Genomic DNA, 23,515 nt, shown 5'->3' with positions numbered 1-23,515 from the left:
AGGGCCGGGCGGACGGCAGCCGGGCCGCACCGTCGGGTGGTGGGCGTCTACGGTCGAGTGCGTGCCCGACCAGAACCACACCGCCCACTCCCCGGCCCCGGATCCCTCCCGTCCCGAGGCTCCGGGCCCCTCCCGTACCGAGGCTCACCGCCCCGCCTGCCCCGCGGGGGCGGAGGCCGCCGCCCCGCCGCCCATGCCGCCGCTGTTCGACTGGCGGTTCGCCGCGGACCCCTACCCCGCGTACGCGTGGCTGCGCGAGCACGCCCCCGTACGGCGGACACGGGTGCCCAGCGGGGTGGAGGCGTGGCTGGTCACCCGGTACGCGGACGCCCGGCAGGCGCTGGCCGACCCGCGGCTGAGCAAGAGCCCGCACCACCACGGGGAACAGGGCGCGCACGGCAAGGGCAAGGTCGGCATCCCGGGTGAGCGCAGCGCCAATCTGATGACGCACCTGCTCAACATCGACCCGCCCGACCACACGCGGCTGCGCCGGCTGGTCTCCAAGGCGTTCACCCCGCGCCGGGTCGCCGCCTTCGCACCCCGCGTGCAGGAGCTCGCGGACGGCCTCGTCGACGGCTTCGCGGCGCGGGGCACGGCGGATCTGATCCACGAGTACGCGTTCCCGCTGCCGATCTACGCCATCTGCGAGCTGCTCGGCGTACCGCGCCAGGACCAGGAGGATTTCCGTGCCTGGGCCGGAATGATGATCCACCAACCCGGCAGCCCGCGCGGCGGGGTGGGCCGCGCGGTCAAGAAGATGCGCGGCTACCTGGCCGAGCTGATCCATCGCAAGCGGGCCGAACTGGAGCGCGGCGAGGGCGGCGAGGACCTGATCTCCGGCCTCATCCGCGCCTCCGACCACGGCGAGCACCTCACCGAGAACGAGGCCGCGGCGATGGCGTTCATCCTGCTGTTCGCCGGCTTCGAGACGACCGTCAACCTGATCGGGAACGGGATGTACGCGCTGCTGCGCGACCCGGACCAGCGGGCCGTCTTCCAGCACGCGGTGCGGGAGGGCGACGAGGCCCTGCTGGGCGGCGCCGTCGAGGAGTTGCTGCGCTACGACGGCCCCGTGGAGCTGGCGACCTGGCGGTTCGCCACCCGTGAGCTGACCCTCGGCGGGCAGCGGGTGGCCGAGGGCGATCCGGTGCTCGTCGTGCTGGCCGCCGCGGACCGGGACCCGGCGAAGTTCACGGCGCCCGACACCCTGGACCTGGCGCGGCGCGACAACCAGCACCTGGGGTACGGGCACGGCATCCACTACTGCCTCGGGGCGCCGCTGGCGCGGCTGGAGGGCCGCACCGCGCTGGCCACGCTGCTGCACCGGCTGCCCGATCTGCGGCTGTCCGGCGACCCGGACGAACTCCGTTGGCGCGGCGGGCTGATCATGCGGGGGCTGCGTACGCTGCCCGTCCGGTTCGCCGCTGCGCCCCCGGCGGGCGGGGCGGGTGACACGGCATCACTTGTGTGACCGAGGCGTGATGTCCGCGACATTGCCTTGTGACGCCCGGCGTTCGCGGTTACGTTCGATCGCCGACTTCGGTTGCCCTTTCCGGGTCTTCCGCCGTCGTCCTGATTGTCCCTTACGAGAGGTCTTCCATGCGCTCCGGGAACGGTCGGCACCGCCGCCCCCGCCAGGCCCCCGCTGTCGTCGTCGCCGCAGGCGTGACCGGCGCCGGGATCGCCCTCCCGCTGCTCGGCGCCACCAGCGCGCACGCGGCCGACGCCACGGCGTGGGACCGGGCGGCCGACTGTGCGAGCGGCGGCGTGTGGAGCGCGAAGGGCACGAACGGGCACTACGGCGGGCTCCAGCTGGACCTGGACACCTGGAAGTACTACGGCGGCACCATCTACGCGGACCGGCCCGACCTGGCCAGCCGCAGCCAGCAGATCGCCGTCGCCGAGAAGATCCTCGAAGCGGAGGGCGCCCCGGCCTTCGCGCACTGCGGTTCCGGCCTGGAGACGGACGGCACCCCGGACGTGGACCCGGGCGCCGAGCCGGGCAACGGGCCAGCCGACAGCTCCGACAGCTCCGACAGCTCCGACAGCGGCACCGGCGGCGACCACGCCCGGTCGGACGCGGACGAGCAGGACCAGAAGCCCTCCCACGAGGGCGAGCAGGGTGACGGAGCGGACAAGAAGGGCGGCTCGGGGGACCGTTCGTCGTCCCCCTCGCCGCGCCCCTCCGACGGGGAGACGACGCAGCCGGGCGCGTCCGACTCCGCCTCCCCCTCGGACAGGCCCACCGGCTCCGACCGTTCGGACCGCTCCGACCCCGACGGCCGTGACGACACCGGCCCGTCCTCCCCGGAGGCCACCGCGCCGTCCGGCGACCACTCCTCGTCCGCCCCCTCCACGCCGTCCGGCGACGACGCCTCCGGCTGGTCGGACCAGGGGCCCTCCAGCCCCGAGCGGCTGAAGAGCCCGTCCGCGGGCGACGGCCGCGCGGACACCCCGGGGCAGGGCAGGCACCGCGGGCAGCAGGCCGAGGAAGGGCGCGGGAGCCGGGGCGGCGACGGGGGCGAGAAGGACCGTGCCTCGCGGGACGCGGACCGTGACCGTACGGACGGGGGCCGCGGGCGGCACCGGATCACCGTGCGGCCGGGCGACTCCCTCTCGAAGCTCGCCGCGGAGCGGGACGTCCCCGGCGGCTGGAGCGGACTGTACGAGCGCAACCGCGACGTGGTGGGCGACGACCCCGATCTGATCCGCCCCGGGCAGCACCTGCGCGTGTGAGCCGGCTGCGCCCCGGATGAGCCGGACAACGTAATCGGCCACGTTGCGCGGGAGCGCACACAGGGTGGACGGGAGGGACGGTTAGGCTCGGTGCCGAGAAAGCCGTCCGTCCCACACGAAGGAGAAACCTCGTGCCGTCCATCGACGTCGTCGTAGCCCGCGAGATCCTCGACTCGCGAGGCAACCCCACCGTCGAGGTCGAGGTCGGCCTCGACGACGGCAGCACCGGCCGTGCTGCTGTGCCGTCCGGCGCCTCGACCGGCGCCTTCGAGGCGCTCGAACTGCGCGACGGCGACGCCGCGCGCTACAGCGGGAAGGGCGTCGAGAAGGCCGTTCTCGCCGTCATCGAGCAGATCGGCCCGGAGCTGGTCGGCTACGACGCCACCGAGCAGCGCCTGATCGACCAGGCGATGTTCGACCTGGACGCGACCGCCGACAAGTCCTCCCTGGGAGCCAACGCCATCCTCGGCGTCTCGCTGGCCGTCGCGCACGCCGCCTCCGAGGCGTCCGACCTGCCGCTCTTCCGCTACCTGGGCGGCCCCAACGCGCACCAGCTGCCGGTGCCGATGATGAACATCCTCAACGGCGGCTCGCACGCCGACTCGAACGTGGACATCCAGGAGTTCATGATCGCGCCGATCGGCGCCGAGTCGTTCTCCGAGGCGCTGCGCTGGGGCGCCGAGGTCTACCACGCGCTCAAGAGCGTCCTGAAGGAGCGCAACCTGGCCACCGGCCTCGGCGACGAGGGCGGCTTCGCGCCCAACCTCGGCTCCAACCGCGAGGCCCTGGACCTGATCATCGAGGCCGTCCAGAAGGCCGGTTACAACGCGGGACAGGACATCGCGCTGGCCCTTGACGTGGCCGCCTCCGAGTTCTACGAGGACGGCGTCTACGCGTTCGAGGGCCAGAAGCGCTCGGCCGCCGAGATGACCGAGTACTACGAGCAGCTCGTCGCGGACTACCCGTTGGTCTCGATCGAGGACCCGCTGTTCGAGGACGACTGGGCCGGCTGGAAGACCATCACCGACAAGCTCGGCGAGAAGGTGCAGCTCGTGGGCGACGACCTGTTCGTCACCAACCCCGAGCGCCTGGCCCGCGGTATCGACGAGGGCTGCGCCAACGCGCTGCTGGTGAAGGTCAACCAGATCGGTTCGCTGACCGAGACCCTGGACGCCGTCGAGCTGGCCCAGCGCAACGGCTTCAAGTGCATGATGTCGCACCGCTCCGGCGAGACGGAGGACGTGACCATCGCCGACCTGGCCGTCGCCGTCAACTGCGGCCAGATCAAGTCGGGCGCCCCCGCCCGCTCGGAGCGCGTCGCCAAGTACAACCAGCTCCTGCGCATCGAGGAGATCCTGGACGACGCGGCCGTCTACGCCGGCCGCTCGGCGTTCCCGCGCTACAAGCGCTGACACGCGCCGTCCCCGCGGTGCCTTCGACGACCGTCAGCAGGGCCTGCGAGGGCACCGCGGGGATCCGCACAGACCGGCGGCCTCACGGGCGCACCCGGCGGGGGCAGCAGCGGCCACGTACCAGGGAGAGGCATGGGAGCGGACCGGGACCGTTTCTCCACCGCGACGCGCCTGCGCGCCCTCAGCGCCCAGGCCGCCGAGCGGGTCTACCGCGCACAGGGCAGGAGAGTGCGTACTCCGCGCAAGGGGCGCCTCACCGGCAGGGCGGCGTTGCTCGCCCTCGTCCTGTGCTCCCTCGTCGTCGCGCTCGCCTACCCCACCCGGCAGTACATCAGCCAGCGCTCCGAGATCGCCGCACAGCGGGCGAAGGCCGAACACGCGCGGGAGGCGGTCGAGGAGCTGCGCAAGGAACGGGCGCGCTGGCACGACCCGGCCTACGAGGAGCAGCAGGCCCGTGAGCGGCTGCACTTCGTACGCCCCGGCGAGACCGGCTACACCCTGCGGGACGGCACCGCGGACGTGCGGCGCCCCCGCGAGAGCGGCCCGGCCGACCGGCCCTGGTACCAGAACCTGCTGGAGGGCCTGGACACCGCCGACCACTCCCGCTGAAACCGCATTCCCGTCGAGCCCTGCAAGCCCCGCCGGAACCTGCGGCCCCTGCCGGCACGCGCCGTACGCACGCCGTGCGGCCCCGCGCCGCCACCGTAAGGACGCCGCGCGGGCACCGGTCCGACCCCGATACTCCGACACGAAGCGACGAGCACCTCACCCATGGACACCCCACCGCCCCGGACCGCGGCGACGCCGCCCACCGACGCCGACGTGGCCGCGTTCCGCGCGCAACTCGGCCGCCCCCCGCGCGGGCTGCGCGCCATCGCCCACCGCTGCCCCTGCGGCCTGCCGGACGTGGTGGAGACCGCGCCCCGGCTGGAGGACGGCACGCCGTTCCCCACCACCTACTACCTCACCTGCCCGCGTGCGGCCTCCGCCATCGGCACGCTGGAGGCCGACGGCGTGATGAAGGAGATGACGGCCCGGCTGGGGGAGGACGCGGAGCTGGCCGACGCCTACCGTGCCGCCCACGAGGACTACCTGGCCCGCCGGGACGCCATCGAGGAGCTGGTGGGCTTCCCCAGCGCGGGCGGCATGCCCGACCGGGTCAAGTGCCTGCACGTGCTGGTGGCGCACTCCCTCGTCGCGGGCCCCGGCGTCAACCCGCTGGGGGACGAGGCGTTGGCGATGCTGCCCGAGTGGTGGCGCAAGGGCCCGTGCGTGGCGGTGCCGGGGACGGACGGCGAGAAGGACCGCGAGGAGGGCGGGAAAGCATGACCGAGCAGCGGGTGGCCGCGATCGACTGCGGCACCAACTCGATCCGCCTGCTGGTGGCGGACCTGGACCCGGACACCGGCGCTTCGAGCGACCTGGACCGGCGGATGGAGATCGTCCGGCTGGGGCAGGGGGTGGACCGCACCGGGCGGCTGGCCCCCGAGGCGCTGGAGCGGACGTTCGCCGCGTGCCGCCGCTACGCACAGGTCGTCGCCGGATTCGGGGTGCCCCCGGAGCGGACCCGCTTCGTGGCGACCTCGGCCTCCCGGGACGCGGACAACCGCGCGGACTTCGTGCGCGGCGTGGTGGACATCCTGGGCGTCGAACCGGAGGTGATCACCGGCGACCAGGAGGCGGAGTTCTCCTTCACCGGCGCCACCAAGGAGCTGGCCCCCGGTACCTTCGCCCCGCCCTACCTGGTGGTCGACATCGGCGGTGGCTCCACGGAGTTCGTGCTGGGCGACGCCTCGGTGGAGGCGGCCCGCAGCGTGGACGTGGGCTGCGTGAGGCTGACGGAGCGCCACCTCACCGGGCGGGACGGCTCGTTGAGCGAGACCCCGGACGACGCGCAGGTGGCGGCCATCCGTGCGGACGTGACGGCCGCACTGGACGAGGTGGCCGCGACGGTGCCGCTGGAGCGGGCCCGCACCCTGGTCGGGCTGGCCGGTACGGTCACCACGCTGGGCGGTATGGCGCTGGGGCTGGACGCCTACGACTCCTCCCGTATCCACCACACCCGGATCTCCCTCGACCGCGTCCGCGAGCTCACCTCGCGGCTGCTGGCCGCCGGGCACGACGAACGCGCCGCCATCCCTGTCATGCACCCGGGCCGCGTGGACGTCATCAACGCGGGTGCCCTGGTGCTGCTCACCCTCATGGAACGGGTGGGCGCCGAGGAGGTCGTGGTGAGCGAGCACGACATCCTGGACGGGATCGCGTTCCACACGGCACTCGACGCGCGGTAGGAGGCAAGGGCGCTACAGGTTGCGGTAGATGCCCCGCCGGTCGCCCACCTTGACGACGAGAACGACGAGTTCACCGTCGTTGATCTGGTAGGCGACCCTGTAGTTGCCGACCCGGAGCCGGTGGAGCCCCGGGGGGCCGATGAGCTTCTTGATGTCGGCGTCATCGCGGTACGGATCGTCCCCGAGGGCGGTCAGTGCGGTCAGGATGCGCATGGCTTCGGGTCGGTCGATGGCCCGGATCTGCCGCTGCGCTGCTGTGGTGAACCGGAACGCGCACTTCACGCGGCGCCTTCACTCCGCTCGCTGAACAGGTCCGCCAGCAGCTCTGCCATCGAGACGGTGGGCTCACCACCGGCCAGAACCGCTTCCGCTTCACGGGCCGGCATCACGTCGGCCGCCTCTTCCAATGCTTCGAAGTCGGCGATCGGCACGACTGCGGCAACCGGGGCACCGTTGCGTGTGAGGACGGTCGGGGTGCCTTCCTCGGCCTGGTTGATGTGTTCCGCGAGGTGTGCGTGCGTCTCTGACGGTCGCGGTGTTCTCGGTCATGGGCTCAGTGCACGCGTTTGCGTGTACACGCTGCCAGGCGCAGGAGTCGTGTGCGTAAGCCGTCCTGGATCGCATCGCCGGGGTGTGGCGGGTGTGAAGGGGCGGGTGGGGGGCTCTCACTTGAGCGGGTGCTTACTCCGCTGATAGGTGTAGAGGCCGTACCGCAGGGGGCGGTGCGGTACTCGCCCGAGAACTTTCGTGAATTGATTCACATGGAAAACTGCCCGGTGAGGCCCCTTTTTTCAAACGGAGCGAGAGGTTCCGGGGGTGGGTGTGCGGTGCGCCGGGCCGCCCGTCCGGTAGCCGGGTTTCGCTGTGAGGGCCCGCTCGGCGAGTGGTCCACCGCCGCCGCCGAGGATCAGTGCAGCTCAAAAGGTGCGTCAACGGATCAGCGGGTCCAGTGGTTCCGCGGCGCCCCTGTGGGGTCGGTCACGGGGCGGCGCAGTGTAGCAGAGGGTCCGGTGGTGCTTGTGAAGGCCCTCACGAAGTGACCCTCGGGGGTGGGTGGATACTCGATTTCATGAGCACCACGGAGCGTCCCCGAATCCTCGTAGTGGGTGGCGGGTACGTCGGTCTGTACACAGCGCGGCGCATCCTCAAGAAGATGCGCTACGGCGAGGCGACCGTCACCGTCGTCGACCCGCGCTCGTACATGACGTACCAGCCCTTCCTCCCAGAAGCTGCGGCCGGCAGCATCTCACCCCGCCACGTCGTGGTCCCCCTGCGACGCGTGCTCCCGAAGGCAGAGGTCCTCACCGGCCGCGTCACCGCCGTCGACCAGGACCGCAAGGTCGCCTCGGTCACCCCTCTGGTCGGTGACGCGTACGAGCTGCCCTTCGACTACCTCGTCATCGCCATGGGCGCCGTCTCGCGCACCTTCCCGGTGCCCGGCCTCGCCGAGAACGGCATCGGCATGAAGGGCGTCGAGGAGGCCATCGGCCTGCGCAACCACGTCCTGGAGCAGTTCGACAAGGCCGACTCCACGCACGACGAGGAGGCCCGCCGCAAGGCCCTCACCTTCGTCTTCATCGGCGGTGGCTTCGCCGGTGCCGAGACCATCGGCGAGGTCGAGGACCTGGCGCGCGACGCCGCCAAGTACTACCCCACCGTCAGCCGCGAGGACATGCGGTTCGTCCTCGTCGACGCGGCCCCCGGCATCCTGCCCGAGGTGGGCCCGAAGCTGGGCGAGTGGGGCCTGGAACACCTCAAGAAGCGCGGCGTGGAGGTCTACCTCAACACCTCCATGGAGTCCTGCGTGGACGGCCACGTGGTGCTCAAGAACGGCCTGGAGGTGGACTCCAGCACCATCGTGTGGACCGCCGGCGTCAAGCCCAACCCGGTGCTCTCCCGCTTCGGCCTGCCGCTCGGCCCCAAGGGCCACGTCGACGTCGACGCGAGCATGCAGGTCAAGGGCATGGACTACGCCTGGGCCGCCGGTGACAACGCGCAGGTGCCCGACCTGGCCTCCGACAAGGAGAACGCGTTCTGCCCGCCCAACGCGCAGCACGCGCTGCGCCAGGCCAAGGTGCTGGGCGACAACGTCATCTCCGGCATGCGCGGCTTCCCGCAGGGCAAGTACAAGCACGCCAACAAGGGCGCCGTGGCCGGTCTCGGCCTGCACAAGGGCGTCGCGATGATCGTCTTCGGCAAGACGAAGATCAAGCTGCGCGGCCGGCTGGCCTGGTACTTCCACCGTGCCTACCACGGCCTGGCCGTCCCCACCTGGAATCGCAAGATCCGGGTCTTCGCCGACTGGACGCTGGGGATGTTCCTCAAGCGCGAGGTCGTCTCGCTGGGCGCCATGGAGCACCCGCGCGGCGAGTTCTACGAGGCGGCGGCCCCGGTCACCGCCGCGGCCCTCGCCAAGTCGGACACACCGGCCGACACCACCAAGGCGACCGCCGACAGCCGGGCCGACAGCCCGGTCGACGGCAAGGGGGAGAAGGCGACCGCCTCCTCCTGACCGCCACCCGCGGCGGCGGCCACCGGCCGTCGCCGCACCGCGACCCGAACAGGGGCGTGAGCCATCCGTGGGGCTCACGCCCCTTCGTCGTGCACGAACACCCCTCGCGTCGCTCTCGTCGTCCCCGGCCCCCTCGTCGTGTCCGGACGCCCTCGCGGTGACCGGAGAGCGCTCCCGGACAGCTCCGGACAGCTCCGGACAGCTCCGGACAGTGCAGCCGGGCTACCCGGACGCCGTACCGGCCGTACGGCAACGGCCGGATTTGCGTGCACAGCGGGCATACACCACCCCTCGATCGTGTTACGTGTAAGGGGAATCCACCCCTTCCTGTCACGGAGGTGTGCTCAATGGCCGGTGCCGCCAGCCGGATCGTCTCGCTCGCGGAACAGGTACTGGGGGTCCCGCTCCCGGTCCGGGTGCGGGCGTGGGACCACAGCGAGGCGGGGCCGCCCGGGGCCCCCGTCCTGGTCGTCCGCAACCGGAGGGCGCTGCGCCGCGTCCTGTGGCGGCCGGGCGAGCTGGGGCTGGCGCGGGCCTGGGTCGCCGGGGACCTCGACGTCGAGGGGGACCTGTACGCGGCGCTGGCGCTGCTGGCGGGGCTGATCTGGGAGCGCGATCCGGACGACGCCGCCGCATCCGGCAACTCCGCCGCGATCGTGCCCGGTTGGCTGCGCGGCGCCCTCACTCTCGCGCGCGACCCCGACGCGCGCGGGGCCGCCGCCGAGATGGTCAAGCTCGCCGGGCCGGGCCTGCCGCCGGCGCCGCCCGCGGAGGAGGTGGCGCGCCGTACGGGGCTGCGGCACACCCTCCGGCGGGACCGCGAGGCCATCAGCCACCACTACGACGTCGGCAACGACTTCTACGAACTGGTGCTGGGCCCCAGCATGGTCTACTCCTGCGCCTACTGGCAGCCCGGCGGCACCCTGGAGCAGGCCCAGCACGACAAGCTCGACCTGATCTGCCGCAAGCTGGCGCTGCGGGAGGGGCAGCGGCTGCTGGACGTGGGCGGCGGCTGGGGCTCCCTCGTCCTGCACGCGGCCCGCGAGTACGGGGTGCGTGCCGTGGCCGTCACCCTCTCCCGTGAGCAGGCCGCCTACGGCCGCAAGCGGGTCGCCGAGGAGGGGCTGACCGACCGGGTGGAGATCCGGGTGCAGGACTACCGGGAGCTGGCGAAGGAGGAGGCGGCACGGAGCACCTCCCCGGGGGAGGGCGGGCCGTACGACGCGATCTCTTCGGTCGGCATGGCCGAGCACGTCGGCGCGGCGCGCTACCGGGAGTACGCCGACGACCTGTACGCCCTCCTGGCCCCCGGCGGGCGGCTGCTCAACCACCAGATCGCACGGCGCCCGCTGGCGGACGAGGAGGGCTACTCCGTCGACGAGTTCATCGACGCCTACGTCTTCCCGGACGGCGAGCTCGCACCGGTGGGCCGCACGGTCGGGCTGCTGGAGGACGCCGGGTTCGAGGTACGGGACGTGGAGGCGCTGCGCGAGCACTACGCGCTGACGCTGCGCGCCTGGGTGCGCAACCTGGAGGCCGGCTTCGGGCGGGCGGCCCGGCTGACCACACCGGGCCGGGCGCGGGTCTGGCGACTGTACATGGCCGCCTCCGCGCTGGCCTTCGAGCGCAACCGGATCGGCGTCAACCAGGTGCTGGCCGTCAGAACACCGGAGTCGGGCGCCTCGGGCCTGCCCCTGCGGACGCGTACCTGGACGGCTGACGCGACGGCACCGCCGACGGAACGGGACCCGGCTGGGTGCACAGCGGACCCGGCCGCGGCGAAGGCGGATCCGGACGGGCCGGAGCCGGCCCCGGCCGACGGGGAGCCGGGGGCGCGGGACTGACAGCGGCGCCCTCATCCCGGCCAGGGGTGGGGGCGCCGCAGGAGAGGCCCGTGACCGGGGCAAGGCGGCCCTGCACGGCCGCCCCGCCCCGGTGGCGGTGTCACTCCGTCTTGATGGCGGCCAGCATGTTGAGCTTGGCCGCCCGCCGCGCGGGCCACAGCGCGGCGAGGACGCCCACCAGCGCGGCGAGGGCGAGGAAGATGCCCAGCCGGTCCCAGGGCAGCACCAGGGAGTAGGTGTCCAGCCCGGCCCCGGCGATCAGCTCACCGGCGGCCCAGCCGAAGAAGACGCCCAGGCCGATGCCGAGCACGCCGCCGAAGAGGGAGATCACCAGCGACTCCAGCCGCACCATCCGCTTGATGCCGCGCCGGTCGAGCCCGATGGCGCGCAGCATCCCGATCTCCTGGCCGCGTTCGTACACCGACATGGCCAGGGTGTTGATCACCCCGAGGACGGCGACGATGACGGCCATCGCGAGCAGCCCGTACAGCATGTTCAGCAGGATGTTGATCATCTGCGCGATGCCCTCGGAGACGTCCTTCTTGTCCTCCACCTGGACGGCCGGGTTGTCGCCGAGCTGCTTCGTGAGGGCGTCCTTGACCTCGTCGCTGGCGCCGTCCTTCGTCTTGGCGAGGACCTGCATGTCGGCGACCTTGGCCATGTGCGGGGTGACGGCCTTGTTGTCGAGCAGGATGCCCTTGATCATCTGGTTGCCCTCGTAGAGCCCGCCGACGCTCAGCGTGCTCTTTTGGCCGTCCTGGTAGGTGACCGGGACCTCGGAGCCGACCTTCCATCCCTTGGACTGCGCCGTCTTCTTGTCGACGACGATCTTCTTGCCGCCGGCCAGCCCGGACAGGCCGCCGGAGGTGAAGTCCAGGTCGGTGAGCTGCCCGATGGTGGAGCCGTTGACGCCGGTGAGGTACTCGGTGTCGCCGCCGATGCTGGCCCGCGCGTTGCGCAGCGGGGAGGTCGCGGTGACCTCGTCCGACTGGGCGAGCTTCTTCTCCACCGCGGGGGACAGCGGCGTGAAGTTGGCCATCGAGACGGTGTAGTCGGCCTTCAGCGAGCCCGAAGCCATCTTCTCGACGGCCTGCTGGACACCGCTGGCGATGACCGTCAGACCGGTGATCAGTGTCAGCCCGACCATCAGCGCGGAGGCGGTCGCCGCCGTGCGGCGCGGGTTGCGCACCGCGTTCTGCCGGGCGAGCCTGCCGCTGACCCGGAAGAGCCGCAGCACCGGCGCGGCCGCCGCGATCAGCGGCCGGGACAGCAGCGGGGTGAGGACGAACACGCCGATCACCAGCAGCGCCGCACCCAGGCCCATGGGGCCCTTGCCGCTGCCACCGTCGGCCTCCGCCCCCATCAGCACCAGCGCGATGCCGGCGGCGGAGAACAGGGCGCCGATGGTGTTGCGGACGATGAGCGAGCGCGTCGTCGCCGGCGCGTGCAGGGCGCCCATGGCCGCGACCGGCGGGATCTTGGCGGCCCGCCGCGCGGGCAGCCAGGCGGCCAGCAGGGTGACGAGGACGCCGACGACGAGCGAGACGACAGCGGTGCTCGGTTCGACCACCAGCGGACCGTCGGGCATCGTGCCCATGTTGCCGACCAGGGCGCGCAGCCCGGCCGCGATGCCGACGCCCGCGGCCATCCCGGCCACCCCGGCCACGACGCCCACCACCAGCGCCTCGATCAGCACCGAGCGGGTCACCTGGCGGCGGCTCGCGCCGACCGCGCGCAGCAGCGCCAGCTCCTTGGTGCGCTGGGCGACCAGCATGGTGAAGGTGTTGGCGATGATGAAGATGCCGACGAACAGCGCGATACCGGCGAAGGCCAGCAGGCTCGTCTTCATCCCCGACATGCTGTTCTCGATGTTCTTCGACTCGTCGTCGGCGAGCTTCTTGCCGGTGACGGCCTCGGTGTGGGCGGGCAGGACCTTCTCGGCCTGCTGCTTGAGCGCGGCCTGGGAGACCCCGGGGTCCGCCTTGAGGGAGATCTCGGTGTACTCACCGGGCTTGGCGAACAGCTTCTGGGCGGTGGCGTTGTCGAAGAGGACGAGTGTGCCGCCGGCGGCGACGTTCCCGTCGTCCGTGGTGAAGATGCCGGTGACCTTCTCCTCGCGCACCGGGCCGTTCACCGACATGCGGACGGTGTCGCCGACCTGGTAGCCGGTGCGCTGCGCCGTCTTGGCGTCCAGCGCGACCTGGCCCTCGCCGCGGGGGGCCGCGCCGTCCTTCATCGGGTAGCGCGAGTCGGTGCCGTTGCCGTTGCCGCCCGCGTAGTAGTTGGCGCCCTGGGAGGAGAAGCCGTCGCCGACCAGCTTGCCGTCCTTGCCGGACAGCGCGGCGAAGCCCGAGACGACACCGGACGCCGAGGCGGCCCCCGGCAGGTCGGCGGCCTTGTCGAGGGTGCGCTGGCTCAACGGCGCGACGGTGTCACGGCCCTCGGGGGCGTCACTCTCGTCCTGCCGGATGGAGACGTCGACGTCCGCGTAGCCCTTCTCGGAGCTCTTGTGGAACGCGTCGGAGATGGTCGAGGTGAAGACCAGGGTGCCGGAGACGAAGGCGACGCCGAGGAGAACGGCGAGCATGGTCATCAGCAGCCGGGCCTTGTGCGCGAAGACGTTGCGCAAGGCTGTTCGGAGCATGAGGAAGTCCTGGGAGGTCCTTCTGCGAGAAGTCCAACGGGTGGTCGGCCCGGCCCGAGCGGCCCGGCGCGGCGGGCCGCGGTCCCGGGCGGGGCTGCGCGGCGGGCGGGTGGCTCAGCTCCTGCGCGCCTTGGCGTCGAAGGACTTCATCCGCTCCAGCACGCCGTCGGCCGTCGGCCCGGCCATGTCGTCGACGATGCGGCCGTCGGCGAGGAAGACCACACGGTCCGCGTAGGCGGCGGCCACCGGGTCGTGGGTGACCATCACCACGGTCTGGCCCAGCTCCCGCACCGAGTTGCGCAGGAAGCCGAGCACCTCGGCGCCGGCCCGCGAGTCGAGGTTGCCGGTGGGCTCGTCACCGAAGATGATCTCCGGCTGGGAGGCGAGGGCGCGGGCCACCGCGACGCGCTGCTGCTGGCCGCCGGAGAGCTGGTTGGGGCGGTGCTTGAGCCGGTCGGCGAGGCCGACGGTCCGGATGACGTTGTCCAGCCACGCCTTGTCCGGCTTGCGCCCTGCGATGTCCATCGGCAGCGTGATGTTCTCCAGCGCGCTGAGGGTGGGCAGCAGGTTGAACGCCTGGAAGATGAAGCCCACGCGGTCGCGCCGCAACTGGGTCAGCTTCTTGTCCTTCAGCGTGGTCAGCTCGGTGTCCCCGATGCGGGCGCTGCCGCTGCTGATCGCGTCGAGTCCCGCCATGCAGTGCATCAGCGTGGACTTGCCGGAGCCCGAGGGGCCCATGATGGCGGTGAACTCGGCCTGCCGGAACTCCACCGTTATCCGGTCGAGGGCGACGACCTGGGTCTCGCCCTGGCCGTAGACCTTGGACAGGTCCGTGGCCCGGGCCGCGGCGACGCCGGTGCTCGTGTGGGCTGCGGGGGCGCCGGGGTACGGGCCACCCGCGGGGTACTGCGGACGGGTGCTGGTCGTCACGGCGGGGCTCCTGTCGGGAGGTAGGTGGCGGGAAGCCGGATCGGAACTTCCACGTGCCTTCCATCGTTCCGTCCGCATCCCCGCGCCGGATCAGCCCCGGCTCTTGTTTCCGGGGGAGTCTTCGGAGGTAGCCCGCGGCGGCCCGGTCCTCCTTGGGGATGACGGCCGACCCTGAGAGGCGGACGGCACGGCGGCGCCTTCCTCGTCCGCGAGGGCGACGCCTTCGAGCCGGGCTCCGCGATCGCCGGGGAAGAGCCCCTGCTGTACTGGGCAGAGACCGCTGGCATATGCCTCCGGCCGGTACGCGCGGGGATGGCCCGTGACCGAACGGCGACTTTCCGTCATTTCTGGCGCACCGGGCCCGTGGAAAAGACCGCCGCGAAGTGGCCCGGGTGGCACTGATGCTCCGTCAGTTGCCAATAAAATAAGACAACATCGGTCTGTCGATCCGCTGTTCGGGGGATGACCCTGGATAGGCTCGTCCCGCGTCCTGGGGTGGGCCGTGTGCGCCCGGCGGTGCACGGAGCGGTCCCGGAGGCCGGTGCCCGGGTGGTGGAATGCAGACACGACGAGCTTAAACCTCGTTGGCCCTCACGGGCCGTGCCGGTTCAAGTCCGGCTCCGGGCACCACCGGTCAGGATTCCTGGCCCTCGGCTGGTCCGCGGGCCCGGCTCCCAGGAGCCGGCCCCGTCTCCCGCGGCACGTGGGGCGACAGTCCTTCGAATGACGAACGGACCATGGGGTCACCTTCTTTGGTGACCCCTTCGGTGGTGTGCCGGACGGCATGGCCGAAACCGCCCGCCGCCCGCGGGCGGGCCCCACGCGGCGGGGCGTCGCCATGAGGGGCTCAGCGGGTCTCCAGGCGGAGGCGGAGCTGCCGTTCCTGGTCACCGGCGACCTCCATCACCTCGGTGACGCCGAACGCCTCCGTCAGCACGCCGTGCAGCTTGTCCACCGCCTGCGGAGAGCCCTGGAGTTCGGCCGTCACCCGGGACCCCAGCGTCACATCGGCCGGACGGCCGCCGGCGCCGGAGACATCGAAACGGGACAGCCACACGTTGGCCTCGCGGCCCTCGGGCCGCTGCTCGCTCCAGTCCGAGGGAAACAGCCCGCTCAGCATCCCGAACACCGCCTCGGCGTCCTCGCAGGCGCAGTCGCTGAGCTCCACGGAAACTTCCCTCTCCCCTTCGGACATCTCCGATGCCATCTGCCGGGCCTCCCTTTCTCGCCTTCTCGCTGGCTCGCCTACCGTCGGGCGTGCGGGGCCCGCCCTCTGACGGCCCCGCGCATCGCTCCAGGCCCAATATCGGCCCGCAGGTACCCGTTCGACGTGATCCCAACCGGCGATTCGCGGGACGGTGCGGCTCCCGCGTTCCGCCGGTGCGTCCGTGCAGGCAAGAGAAGTCCGTGCCCCGGCTGTGCCCGTGGCCCGCTCCCGCACCGCGGAGCGCCCCCGCGGAGTACGGCGGACGGTGCCCCGTGAAGCGCCCGAATGCACCCGAAAGGCTCCCCCCGGGCCGCGGCCCGGCGACCCAGGAAGCGCCTGCCGGGTCGCCCGGGACCGTCACCGTCGCCCTTCCGTCGCCGGAGTACGTATCTGGCCCTGCCGGTCGACGCGGAGCGTGACGTGGACGCGCTGCCGCCCCGGGCCGCCCGCGTCCGGCGGCCGGTCCTCGGGCGGGACGCGTGACGACGGCGGGCGGCGCCGGGCGACTTCCGACGGCGTCTGCCGGCGCCCGGCGGTGGCGCGGGAAGTCGGCGGTTTCCCGGCGGGGCTGCCCACCATGCGGATACCGCTGGGAGGGTTGTGGCCACGCTTCTAGGCTGCGGGAATGACTCCCAGCACGCTCACGGACGGGGCTGTTTCCCTGGCTTCCCTGGCTTCCCCGGCTTCCCCGGCTCCCGCGGCTTCCCCGGCTCCCGCGGCTTCCCCGGCTCCCGCGCCCCCGCTCGCCGCCCGCGTCGCCTCGGTCGGTGCCTCGCCCGTACGGGAGATCCTGGCGCTGACCGAGCGGCCCGAGGTGATCTCGTTCGCCGGCGGGCTGCCGGCGCCCGAGCTGTTCGACGCGGACGGCATCCGCGCCGCCTACGACCGGGTGCTCGGCGAGGAGGCACACCGCGTCCTCCAGTACTCCACGACCGAGGGCGACCCGGCGCTGCGGGCCGCGGTGGCCGGGCGGCTCGGGCGCCGGGGGCTGCCGACGGGCCCCGAGGCGCTGCTGGTGACGACCGGATCCCAGCAGGCACTCACCCTGCTCGCGACGGCGCTGCTGGAGCCCGGTGACACCGTGCTGGTGGAGGACCCCACGTATCTGGCGGCGCTCCAGTGCTTCGGGTTCGCCGGAGCGCGCGTGGTGCCCGTCCCGTCCGACGAGGAGGGCATCGACCCGGTGGCCCTCGCCGAGGCGGTGGAGCGGGAGCGGCCCAAACTGCTCTACCTGGTGCCCACCTTCCAGAACCCGACCGGGCGCACCCTGCCGCTCGCCCGCCGTGAGGCGGTCGCCGAGGTGGCCGCGCGGCACGGACTGTGGCTCGTCGAGGACGACCCGTACGGCGAACTGCGCTTCGAAGGCGCGCACATGCCGTGGCTCGCCGCGCTGCCCCCTGCGGCCGACCGTACGGTGCTGCTGGGCAGCTTCTCGAAGGTGATGGCTCCCGGCATGAGGCTCGGCTGGCTGCGGGCGCCCGCCGCGCTGCGCCGCGCCTGCGTCGTCGCCAAGCAGTCCCTCGACCTGCACTGCTCCACCGTCGACCAGGCCGCCGCCGCCCGCTACCTGGCCGACAACGATCTGGACGCCCACCTGGGGCGGGTCCGCGACCCCTACCGGGAGCGCCGCGACGCCCTGGTGGACGGGCTGTCCGCGGCGCTGCCCACCGGCAGCACCTGGAACCGTCCCGCCGGCGGGATGTTCGTCTGGGCGCGGCTGCCGGAGGGCCACGACGCGACCCGGCTGCTGTCCGAGGCGGTCGCGCACGACGTCGCCTACGTCCCGGGTGCGCCGTTCTTCGCCGGCCCGCCCGACCCGGCGACCCTGCGGCTGTCGTACACCACGCACACCCCGGGCGAGATCCGCGAGGGGCTGCGCCGGCTCGGCACGGTACTGCGGCCGGCGCAGTGAGACGGGGGGGAGCGCCCCTGCCCACGCGGGCCGCGCCGCCCACCGTCGCGGGTACGCCACCCCTGTGGACCTCAGCTCTTCCGCGGGACGGCCGCCTCCGCCGCGGATGACTCCCGACGGGCGGGGCCGGAATGCCCGCCCCGCCCCACCCTTGTCCGGGTGGCACGGGGCGTGTTGAATAGGCGGCTGTGTCGCGTGACGCTGCCGCGTGTACGGCAGTGGCATGGAGGCACCTGACGTGAGGAGTGCATCGTGCGTACTTACACCGCCGGGCTCGTCTGACACGTACTGCTGACGGCTGACGCACAGCGCGGCCGTCCCGGCGCTGCCGCTGCCGCCGCCTGATGCGAGCCGGCGCGCGCTGTCTGCTTTTCCCCGTCGACTTCTCTTCCGCCCCCGTGGCGTCCGTCGGGCCCCCGGGCCTCCTCGCACACGTGCGCGCGTAGGCGTGCACGTTCACGTCTGCACGCCTGCGCGCGTGTGTGCGGGCCTGAGCCGGTGCGGCCCTCCCGTCTCTCCTGGAGCTGTTTCTTGACCTCTTCTTCTCCCCTTCCACCCACCCCGCCGCGCGTCAGCGACTTCAACAGAGCCGTCGTGGAGGAGTTCCGCGCCAACGCGGGGCAGGTCGGCGGCCCGTTCGAGGGCGGCAACCTGTTGCTGCTGACCACGCAGGGAGCCCACACGGGCCTGGAACAGACCTCGCCCCTCGGTTACGTCCGCGACGAGGACGGTCAGCTCCTGGTCGTCGCCTCCGCGGGCGGGGCGCCGCACCATCCGGCCTGGTACCACAATCTCCTCGCCCACCCCATGGTCCGGGTGGAGGTGGGGGAGGAGTGCTTCGGAGCCGTGGCGGTGCCCACCGAGGGCGCCGAGCGGGAGCACCTGTTCGCGCACGTCGTACGGGAGGCCCCCGGGTACGCCGACTACCAGGCGCGGGTTTCTCGGGCTCTGCCCGTCGTGCGGCTGGAACGCTCCGCCGAGGAGACGCCGTTCACCGGCCTCGTCGACAAGCTCCTGGAGGTCCACACCTGGCTGCGGGCACAGCTGCGCCATGTGACCGCCGAGGCGGAGGCGTACGTGCGGGCCCGTGCGGAGCTGCCCGCCGGTGCGGACGCCCCGCCGCTCCCGCTCGGACTCCAGATCCGGCAGCACTGCCTCGCCTTCTGCGACTCGTTGCACACCCACCACACCTCGGAGGACCAGGGGGTCTTCCCGGTGCTGGCCGAGAAGCATCCCGATCTGGCGCCCGCCCTGGAACGGCTGCGTACCGAGCACCGCACGGTGGACCGTGTCCGCCGGGAACTGGAGGGTCTGCTGGCCGATGTGGCGACCGCGGATCCCGACCGCTTCCGTGCCGAACTCGCGCGGATGACGCGGGAGCTGGAGGACCACCTCGCCTACGAGGAGGAGGTGCTCATCCCGCCGCTCTCCGCGCTTCCGGTGCCCTGACGCGCGGGCCGCAGGCGGGCGCCGACGCGGCCCAGCGCGCGGGCGACGGTGTCGATCTCGCCGGGCTCCAGCACGTCGATCAGGGCGGCGCGGACGGTGGCGACGTGACCGGGGGCCGCGGCACGCAGGGTGTCGAGGCCCTCGTCGGTGAGGACGGCGAGGACGCCGCGCACGTCGGTGGGGCAGGAACGGCGCCGTACCAGGCCGCGCTTCTCCAACTGGCCCACCTGGTAGGTCAGGTTGCTCTTGGAGGTGAACAGACCCTCGGCGAGGTCCGTCATGCGGATCTCGCCGCCGGGTTCCTCGGAGAGCCGTACGAGTATCTCGTACTGCGGGTGGGAGAGGCCTGCGTCCTCCTTGAGCTGCTGTTCCAGTTGGCGGGAGACCCGGCTGGTCGCCTCCAGGAAACCCTGCCAGGCCGCCATCTCGTGCTCATCGAGCCACCTGGTCCCGTCCATGGGGACATTCTACGGACGCGGTTGTTCAAATTCGAACCGCCTTGTAGCGTCGAGGGTACTCATTTCGAATTTGAACCACTGTCGATGCCGCGCATCCCCAGGAGGCTCTCCCATGTCTTCCCCCCACACCGCACAGGCCGCTCGGAACACCCCCGGTCCTGGGGTGCCCGAGCAGCCACTGCCCGCCGGCACCGCCGCGACGGAGCAGTCGCAGCCCGGCATCGACGCCGGGCTGCTCGTGCTGCGCCTCGCCGTCGGGCTGACCATCGCGGCGCACGGGTCCCAGAAACTGTTCGGCTGGTTCCACGGCGGAGGGATCGAGGGCACCGCGCAGTTCTTCGGCTCGGCCGGCTACCCCGCGGAGAAGGCGATGGCCGTCGTCGCCGGGCTGAGCGAGACGCTCGGCGGACTCGGGCTCGCGCTCGGCCTGCTCACCCCGCTCGCCGGCGCGGCGGTCTTCGGCACGATGCTCAACGCGCTCGCCGTGAAGTGGGGCGGCGGCTTCTTCGCGCCCGAGGGGGTCGAGTACGAACTGCTGCTCGCGCTCGCCGCCGCCGCGCTCACCCTGACCGGGCCGGGGCGGCAGGCGGCCGACCGCCTTCTCCCGCTTCCGCTGCTGCGGCCGCACCGGCTCGTGCACGGCGCCGCCGCGCTCGTCCTGGGAGCCGTGCTGGCCGGTGCGGTACTGCTGGTACGCGGCTGAGGCCGCGGTGCGTGCAGGTACCGGTGCGGTCTGCCGGGTGAGTTCGGACAGGACGAAGAGGATACTGGCCGGGTACGAGTGCGGGAACGCAGGAAGCGGTCACCCGCCCGGGTGAGCCGATGGTGGCCGTGTGGCACAGGGAACAACGGGCGCCTTTTCTTCGTTGTTGACTCTGCACTAGCGTGGTGTTTTTACTAACGCATTACGCTGGACCGCGAGGCCGCGCAGCGTGGCCATGGAGGAGTGAGATGAGGAGCAGAAACCCGGTCTTCTCGCGACGGGGGTTCAGCCGCGCCGGCGGCTACGCCGGCTTCGATGCGCAGCAGCAGCCGCAGGCCGGGAACCCGTACGCGACCAGCCCCTACGCCGCCAACCCGCCCGCCGGAAACCCGTATGCGGGCAGCCCGTACGCGGGCGGTACCCAGGCACCCGGCCAGCCGTACCCGGCGCCGACGGCCCCGCCGTCCGCCGGACGGATGACGATGGACGACGTCATCGCGCGCACCGCGATGACTCTCGGCCTCGTCGTCGTCGCCGCCGCTGTCGCCTGGATCACCGGCCTGTCGCTCGGCCTCGCCTTCGGCGCCGGACTGGTGGCGATGGTGCTCGGGCTGGTGCAGTCGTTCAAGCGGAAGCCGTCGCCCGCGCTGATCCTGGCGTACGCGGGCTTCGAGGGACTCTTCCTCGGTGCGCTGAGCAACTACGTCAACCAGTGGGTCAACGGCGCCGCCATGCAGGCGGTGCTCGGCACGATGGCGGTCTTCACCGCCGTCCTGGTGCTGTACAAGACCCGCATCATCCGGGTCACCCAGCGGTTCTACCGCTTCGTGATGGCCGCCGCGATCGGCTTCGTGCTCCTGATGGCCGTCAACCTCCTCTTCGCCGCCTTCGGCGGTGGTGACGGGCTCGGGTTCCGCAGCGGCACCCTGGGGCTGGTCTTCGGTGTCGTCGGCGTCGTGCTCGGTGCGCTGTTCCTCGCGCTGGACTTCAAGCAGGTCGAGGACGGCATCGCCTACGGGGCGCCGAAGGAGGAGGCGTGGCTCTCCGCGTTCGGCCTCACGCTCACCCTGGTGTGGATCTACCTGGAGTTCCTGCGGCTGATCGCCATCCTGCAGAGCGACAGCTAGCACAGGGTCCGAGGGCGGACGGAACGGATCGAAGAAGGGCCCGGGAGGTGACACCTCCCGGGCCCTTCGCTCTTGTTCGTGGTCGCTCGCCGTTGTACGTGTCGTACGCGGCCGCGTCCTCGGGTCGCTCTCCCCTAACGATGGCGCGCGGCGCGCCGCAGGTCGTGTTCGTGGATGATCGCTTTGGCGTGCCCGTAGGCGAGGTCGTGCTCGCCCCTGAGCCAGCTCACCTTCTCCTCGAAACGGAAGAGGGCGGGGCCTTCGTCCACCATCCGCAGCCAGTCGGAGACTTCACGGCCGGTGCACTGCGGGATACGGGACAGCATGTTCCGGTGGGTCTCTTCGGAGAAGACTTGGGACATCGGCGCCTCCGGACGCTTCTGCAGTGAGTCCTTGCCGCCACGTTGCCTGAGTGTCCGGGCGTTGGCAACAGTGTGGAGGGCCCGCGCCGGACACGGGGCTGGATAGGGTGAGCCCGTGCCCAGTGTTGACACCCACCCCCTGACCGAAGCCGTGGAACGCCTCGCCGACCGGTTGCGGGCCGCACCGCAGAGCGCGCTGCTGCGGGGCGCCGCTACCGAAGGGCTCGCCCTCGCGCGGGACCTGGCCGCGCTGGCGCAGCGTCTGGAGTTCACGGAGAGCGGCGGTGCGGTGCGCACGCTGCCGGACGCGGGGATCTTCGCGGTGGGCGACCAACTCGCCGTCGCCGGGCACGATCTGGCCGCTGCCGCGCGCCAGGCCCCGGCCGAGGAGGCCGGAGCCGTCCTCGCCGAGGCCCTGCGCGCGGTGCAGGCGTCCCGCCTCCAGGCCGGCCGCTGAACCAGGCCGGCCCGCCCCGCCGTCGTTTCCGGGCGCCTCCTACAGCGGTGTGATGACGCGGTCGGCCAGCAGGTAGGCCGTGCGCCCGTCGGGGTAGCCGAAGGTGAGGGTGTAGGCGCCGGCGATACCGGAGCCGCCCATCAGCACGGGTGCCTCTCCGCGCCGCACGGCGTCGGCCAGCGCCTCGCTGGTGGCGCGGTGGCCCGGGGACAGGCACACGGTCGTCCCGTCCTCGAAGAGGTAGACGTCCAGTGTGCCGAGGGGACCGGGCCGCACATCGGCGAGCGGGATGCCGGCGTCGGCGAGGACGGCGAGCCGCTCGATGGTGCGCTCGTGGTAGGTGACCGTCGGGGCCGGGGTCGCCCCCGGGGCGACGGGCTCCCCGTTGAGGTTGTAGTCCGGCTGGGAGGGGTGGCGGCGGCGCGCGGCCGCCAGATCGGGGGACTCCTCCGGCTCGACGCCCGCCTCGCCATCCACCGCCGCGTCCCGCCGGGGACCGTCCGGCTCGTGCGAGGCGTCCGGCGCGTGAGGCTCACGCGACTCGTACGCCTCACGCAGCTCGTACGGTTCGTGCGGACCGTAGGGAGTGCCGTGCCCGGCGTCGCGGTCGAGGAGCGGGGCGAGGTCCGCCTCTACATCCAGGTCCCCGTCCTCGGGGCCCGGCTGGCGGGGAATGAAGATCTCGCCCGTCTCGGAGCCGGCCGTCTCGGCGGCCCCGTCACCGGCCCCGGCCCGCTCGCCGGTACCGGCGGCCGGATCGCCCGGTGCGCCCATCGGCTCGCCCAGCCCGCCCAGGGCTGCGAAGTCACCGGGGGCGACGTCGTACTCGGTGCCGTGCCCGGCCAGCAGCGCGCCGGCTCCCGGGTCGGAGCCGCGGGCTTCCTGCGCGGCCCAGAAGGCCCGCGCCTCGGCCAGTTCGCGCTCCCGCTCGTCCGCCAGCGCGGCGGCGACGGCGGCGCGGATCTGCCGGGAGAAGGCGTCGGGGGAGCAGCAGCCGTCGTCCTTCCCCTCGCGGTCGCCGTCCCCGGACAGGTCCCTGACCGCCGGACGGGCGTGCGGAACGGTGGCGGCCGCGGCGGTGGGACCGTCGGCGGGGGCGGCGGCCGCACACCCGGCGTCGAGTTCGGCGCGCAGCGCCGTGAGCTGGCGGCGCAGGCCGCGTGCCGTGTGCAGTGCCGCACCGCCCGACGCGGTGGCCGCGACAGCCGCACACAGCAGGATGAGGGATATGGCGCTCACTGACTTGACTCCCGGTTCCGTTCGTTCCCCCTGACGCGGTCCCCCCGGTCGTTCACCCTGAATTCCTACAACAGCGTTGTCGGTGAGGTCGTTCAAGGTTCTTCGACCGTAGTGCAAATCCCGGCGAACTGGACAGACGGTGAAGCGGGTCCGCCTCACTCGTACCGCGCTGACCTGCGGAAATGCCGCGCCCCCAGGGTGTATATCACATCCTGGGGGCGCTTTTGTCTCG

20 protein-coding genes, 1 tRNA gene and 1 pseudogene are annotated in these 23,515 nt (G+C 72.4%); 14 read left to right on the top strand and 8 right to left on the bottom strand.

The features are described 5' to 3' along the window. The first annotated feature begins 193 nt into the window (after positions 1-193). The 6 genes from H297_RS0128200 (at position 194) to H297_RS0128175 (ending at position 6,439) form a co-directional block, all read left to right on the top strand. Entirely contained in the window at positions 194-1,471 is a 1,278-nt protein-coding gene (locus tag H297_RS0128200) for a cytochrome P450 (RefSeq protein WP_027739781.1), read from the top strand. Between the two features lie 128 nt (positions 1,472-1,599). Further along, a complete protein-coding gene (locus H297_RS0128195; RefSeq protein ID WP_027739780.1) occupies positions 1,600-2,736 on the top strand; it encodes a transglycosylase family protein in 1,137 nt (378 codons plus the stop codon). A 131-nt stretch (positions 2,737-2,867) separates the two neighbouring features. After that, positions 2,868-4,148 carry a phosphopyruvate hydratase gene (gene eno, locus H297_RS0128190; RefSeq protein ID WP_027739779.1) on the top strand — a complete coding sequence of 427 codons (1,281 nt, stop codon included), beginning with the start codon at positions 2,868-2,870 and terminating at the stop codon, positions 4,146-4,148. A gap of 132 nt (positions 4,149-4,280) precedes the next feature. Then, a complete protein-coding gene (locus H297_RS0128185) occupies positions 4,281-4,757 on the top strand; it encodes a septum formation initiator family protein (protein ID WP_027739778.1) in 477 nt (158 codons plus the stop codon). A gap of 162 nt (positions 4,758-4,919) precedes the next feature. Next, entirely contained in the window at positions 4,920-5,477 is a 558-nt protein-coding gene (locus tag H297_RS0128180) for a DUF501 domain-containing protein (protein ID WP_027739777.1), read from the top strand. Beyond that, entirely contained in the window at positions 5,474-6,439 is a 966-nt protein-coding gene (locus tag H297_RS0128175) for a Ppx/GppA phosphatase family protein (protein WP_027739776.1), read from the top strand. The genes H297_RS0128180 and H297_RS0128175 overlap by 4 nt, the downstream gene beginning before the upstream one ends. A gap of 12 nt (positions 6,440-6,451) precedes the next feature. Here the strand turns inward: H297_RS0128175 and H297_RS0128170 are convergent, their stop codons facing one another. Beyond that, entirely contained in the window at positions 6,452-6,721 is a 270-nt protein-coding gene (locus tag H297_RS0128170) for a type II toxin-antitoxin system RelE family toxin (RefSeq protein ID WP_027739775.1), read from the bottom strand. Next, a pseudogene (locus H297_RS38850) lies at positions 6,718-6,988 on the bottom strand (type II toxin-antitoxin system Phd/YefM family antitoxin). The gene H297_RS0128170 and the pseudogene H297_RS38850 overlap by 4 nt, the downstream one beginning before the upstream one ends. A gap of 520 nt (positions 6,989-7,508) precedes the next feature. On the opposite strand from H297_RS38850, the gene H297_RS0128160 reads away from it, so the two are divergent. Next, positions 7,509-8,951, top strand: a complete 1,443-nt coding sequence (locus tag H297_RS0128160) for an NAD(P)/FAD-dependent oxidoreductase (RefSeq protein ID WP_027739774.1) — start codon at positions 7,509-7,511, stop codon at positions 8,949-8,951. Positions 8,952-9,298: 347 nt separating this feature from the next. Beyond that, positions 9,299-10,795 (top strand): SAM-dependent methyltransferase, encoded by a 1,497-nt coding sequence (locus H297_RS38845; RefSeq protein ID WP_078514719.1) that lies wholly within the window; start codon positions 9,299-9,301, stop codon positions 10,793-10,795. Positions 10,796-10,895: 100 nt separating this feature from the next. On the opposite strand, the gene H297_RS0128150 is transcribed toward H297_RS38845, so the two are convergent. Then, on the bottom strand, positions 10,896-13,439 hold the full coding sequence (locus H297_RS0128150; RefSeq protein WP_027739773.1) for an ABC transporter permease: 2,544 nt from the start codon (positions 13,437-13,439) through the stop codon (positions 10,896-10,898). A gap of 114 nt (positions 13,440-13,553) precedes the next feature. Next, positions 13,554-14,369: an ABC transporter ATP-binding protein gene (locus H297_RS0128145; RefSeq protein WP_027739772.1), complete on the bottom strand. Its 816-nt coding sequence runs from the start codon at positions 14,367-14,369 to the stop codon at positions 13,554-13,556. A gap of 543 nt (positions 14,370-14,912) precedes the next feature. Between H297_RS0128145 and H297_RS0128140 the strand changes: the two genes are divergently transcribed. Beyond that, positions 14,913-14,999: transfer RNA gene (locus H297_RS0128140), tRNA-Leu, on the top strand. Between the two features lie 217 nt (positions 15,000-15,216). Here H297_RS0128140 and H297_RS0128135 read toward each other — a convergent pair. Then, entirely contained in the window at positions 15,217-15,576 is a 360-nt protein-coding gene (locus H297_RS0128135) for a hypothetical protein (protein ID WP_027739771.1), read from the bottom strand. A 625-nt stretch (positions 15,577-16,201) separates the two neighbouring features. On the opposite strand from H297_RS0128135, the gene H297_RS0128130 reads away from it, so the two are divergent. Together H297_RS0128130 and H297_RS0128125 are read left to right on the top strand one after the other, a co-directional pair. Beyond that, on the top strand, positions 16,202-17,488 hold the full coding sequence (locus H297_RS0128130; RefSeq protein ID WP_078514716.1) for an aminotransferase-like domain-containing protein: 1,287 nt from the start codon (positions 16,202-16,204) through the stop codon (positions 17,486-17,488). Positions 17,489-18,019: 531 nt separating this feature from the next. Beyond that, complete coding sequence (locus H297_RS0128125; RefSeq protein WP_027739769.1) at positions 18,020-18,937, top strand: nitroreductase/quinone reductase family protein; 918 nt, start codon at positions 18,020-18,022, stop codon at positions 18,935-18,937. Here H297_RS0128125 and H297_RS0128120 read toward each other — a convergent pair. Beyond that, a complete protein-coding gene (locus H297_RS0128120) occupies positions 18,886-19,395 on the bottom strand; it encodes a MarR family transcriptional regulator (RefSeq protein ID WP_027739768.1) in 510 nt (169 codons plus the stop codon). The genes H297_RS0128125 and H297_RS0128120 overlap by 52 nt on opposite strands. Positions 19,396-19,507: 112 nt before the next feature. Between H297_RS0128120 and H297_RS0128115 the strand changes: the two genes are divergently transcribed. Then, on the top strand, positions 19,508-20,098 hold the full coding sequence (locus H297_RS0128115) for a DoxX family protein (protein ID WP_027739767.1): 591 nt from the start codon (positions 19,508-19,510) through the stop codon (positions 20,096-20,098). 248 nt (positions 20,099-20,346) lie between these two features. After that, positions 20,347-21,225 (top strand): Bax inhibitor-1/YccA family membrane protein, encoded by an 879-nt coding sequence (locus H297_RS0128110; RefSeq protein ID WP_027739766.1) that lies wholly within the window; start codon positions 20,347-20,349, stop codon positions 21,223-21,225. Positions 21,226-21,359: 134 nt separating this feature from the next. Here the strand turns inward: H297_RS0128110 and H297_RS0128105 are convergent, their stop codons facing one another. Further along, the gene (locus tag H297_RS0128105) at positions 21,360-21,587 is read right to left on the bottom strand and encodes a DUF4287 domain-containing protein (protein ID WP_027739765.1); all 228 of its coding nucleotides are present in this window, start codon (positions 21,585-21,587) and stop codon (positions 21,360-21,362) included. Positions 21,588-21,702: 115 nt separating this feature from the next. On the opposite strand from H297_RS0128105, the gene H297_RS0128100 reads away from it, so the two are divergent. Next, positions 21,703-22,044 carry a hypothetical protein gene (locus H297_RS0128100; protein WP_027739764.1) on the top strand — a complete coding sequence of 114 codons (342 nt, stop codon included), beginning with the start codon at positions 21,703-21,705 and terminating at the stop codon, positions 22,042-22,044. Between the two features lie 39 nt (positions 22,045-22,083). Here H297_RS0128100 and H297_RS0128095 read toward each other — a convergent pair whose 3' ends face one another. Then, the gene (locus tag H297_RS0128095; protein ID WP_027739763.1) at positions 22,084-23,283 is read right to left on the bottom strand and encodes a hypothetical protein; all 1,200 of its coding nucleotides are present in this window, start codon (positions 23,281-23,283) and stop codon (positions 22,084-22,086) included. Positions 23,284-23,515: the final 232 nt, after the last annotated feature.

This window comes from Streptomyces sp. CNT360 (genome assembly GCF_000424785.1).
This window is presented reverse-complemented; position numbering and strand designations above follow the sequence as displayed.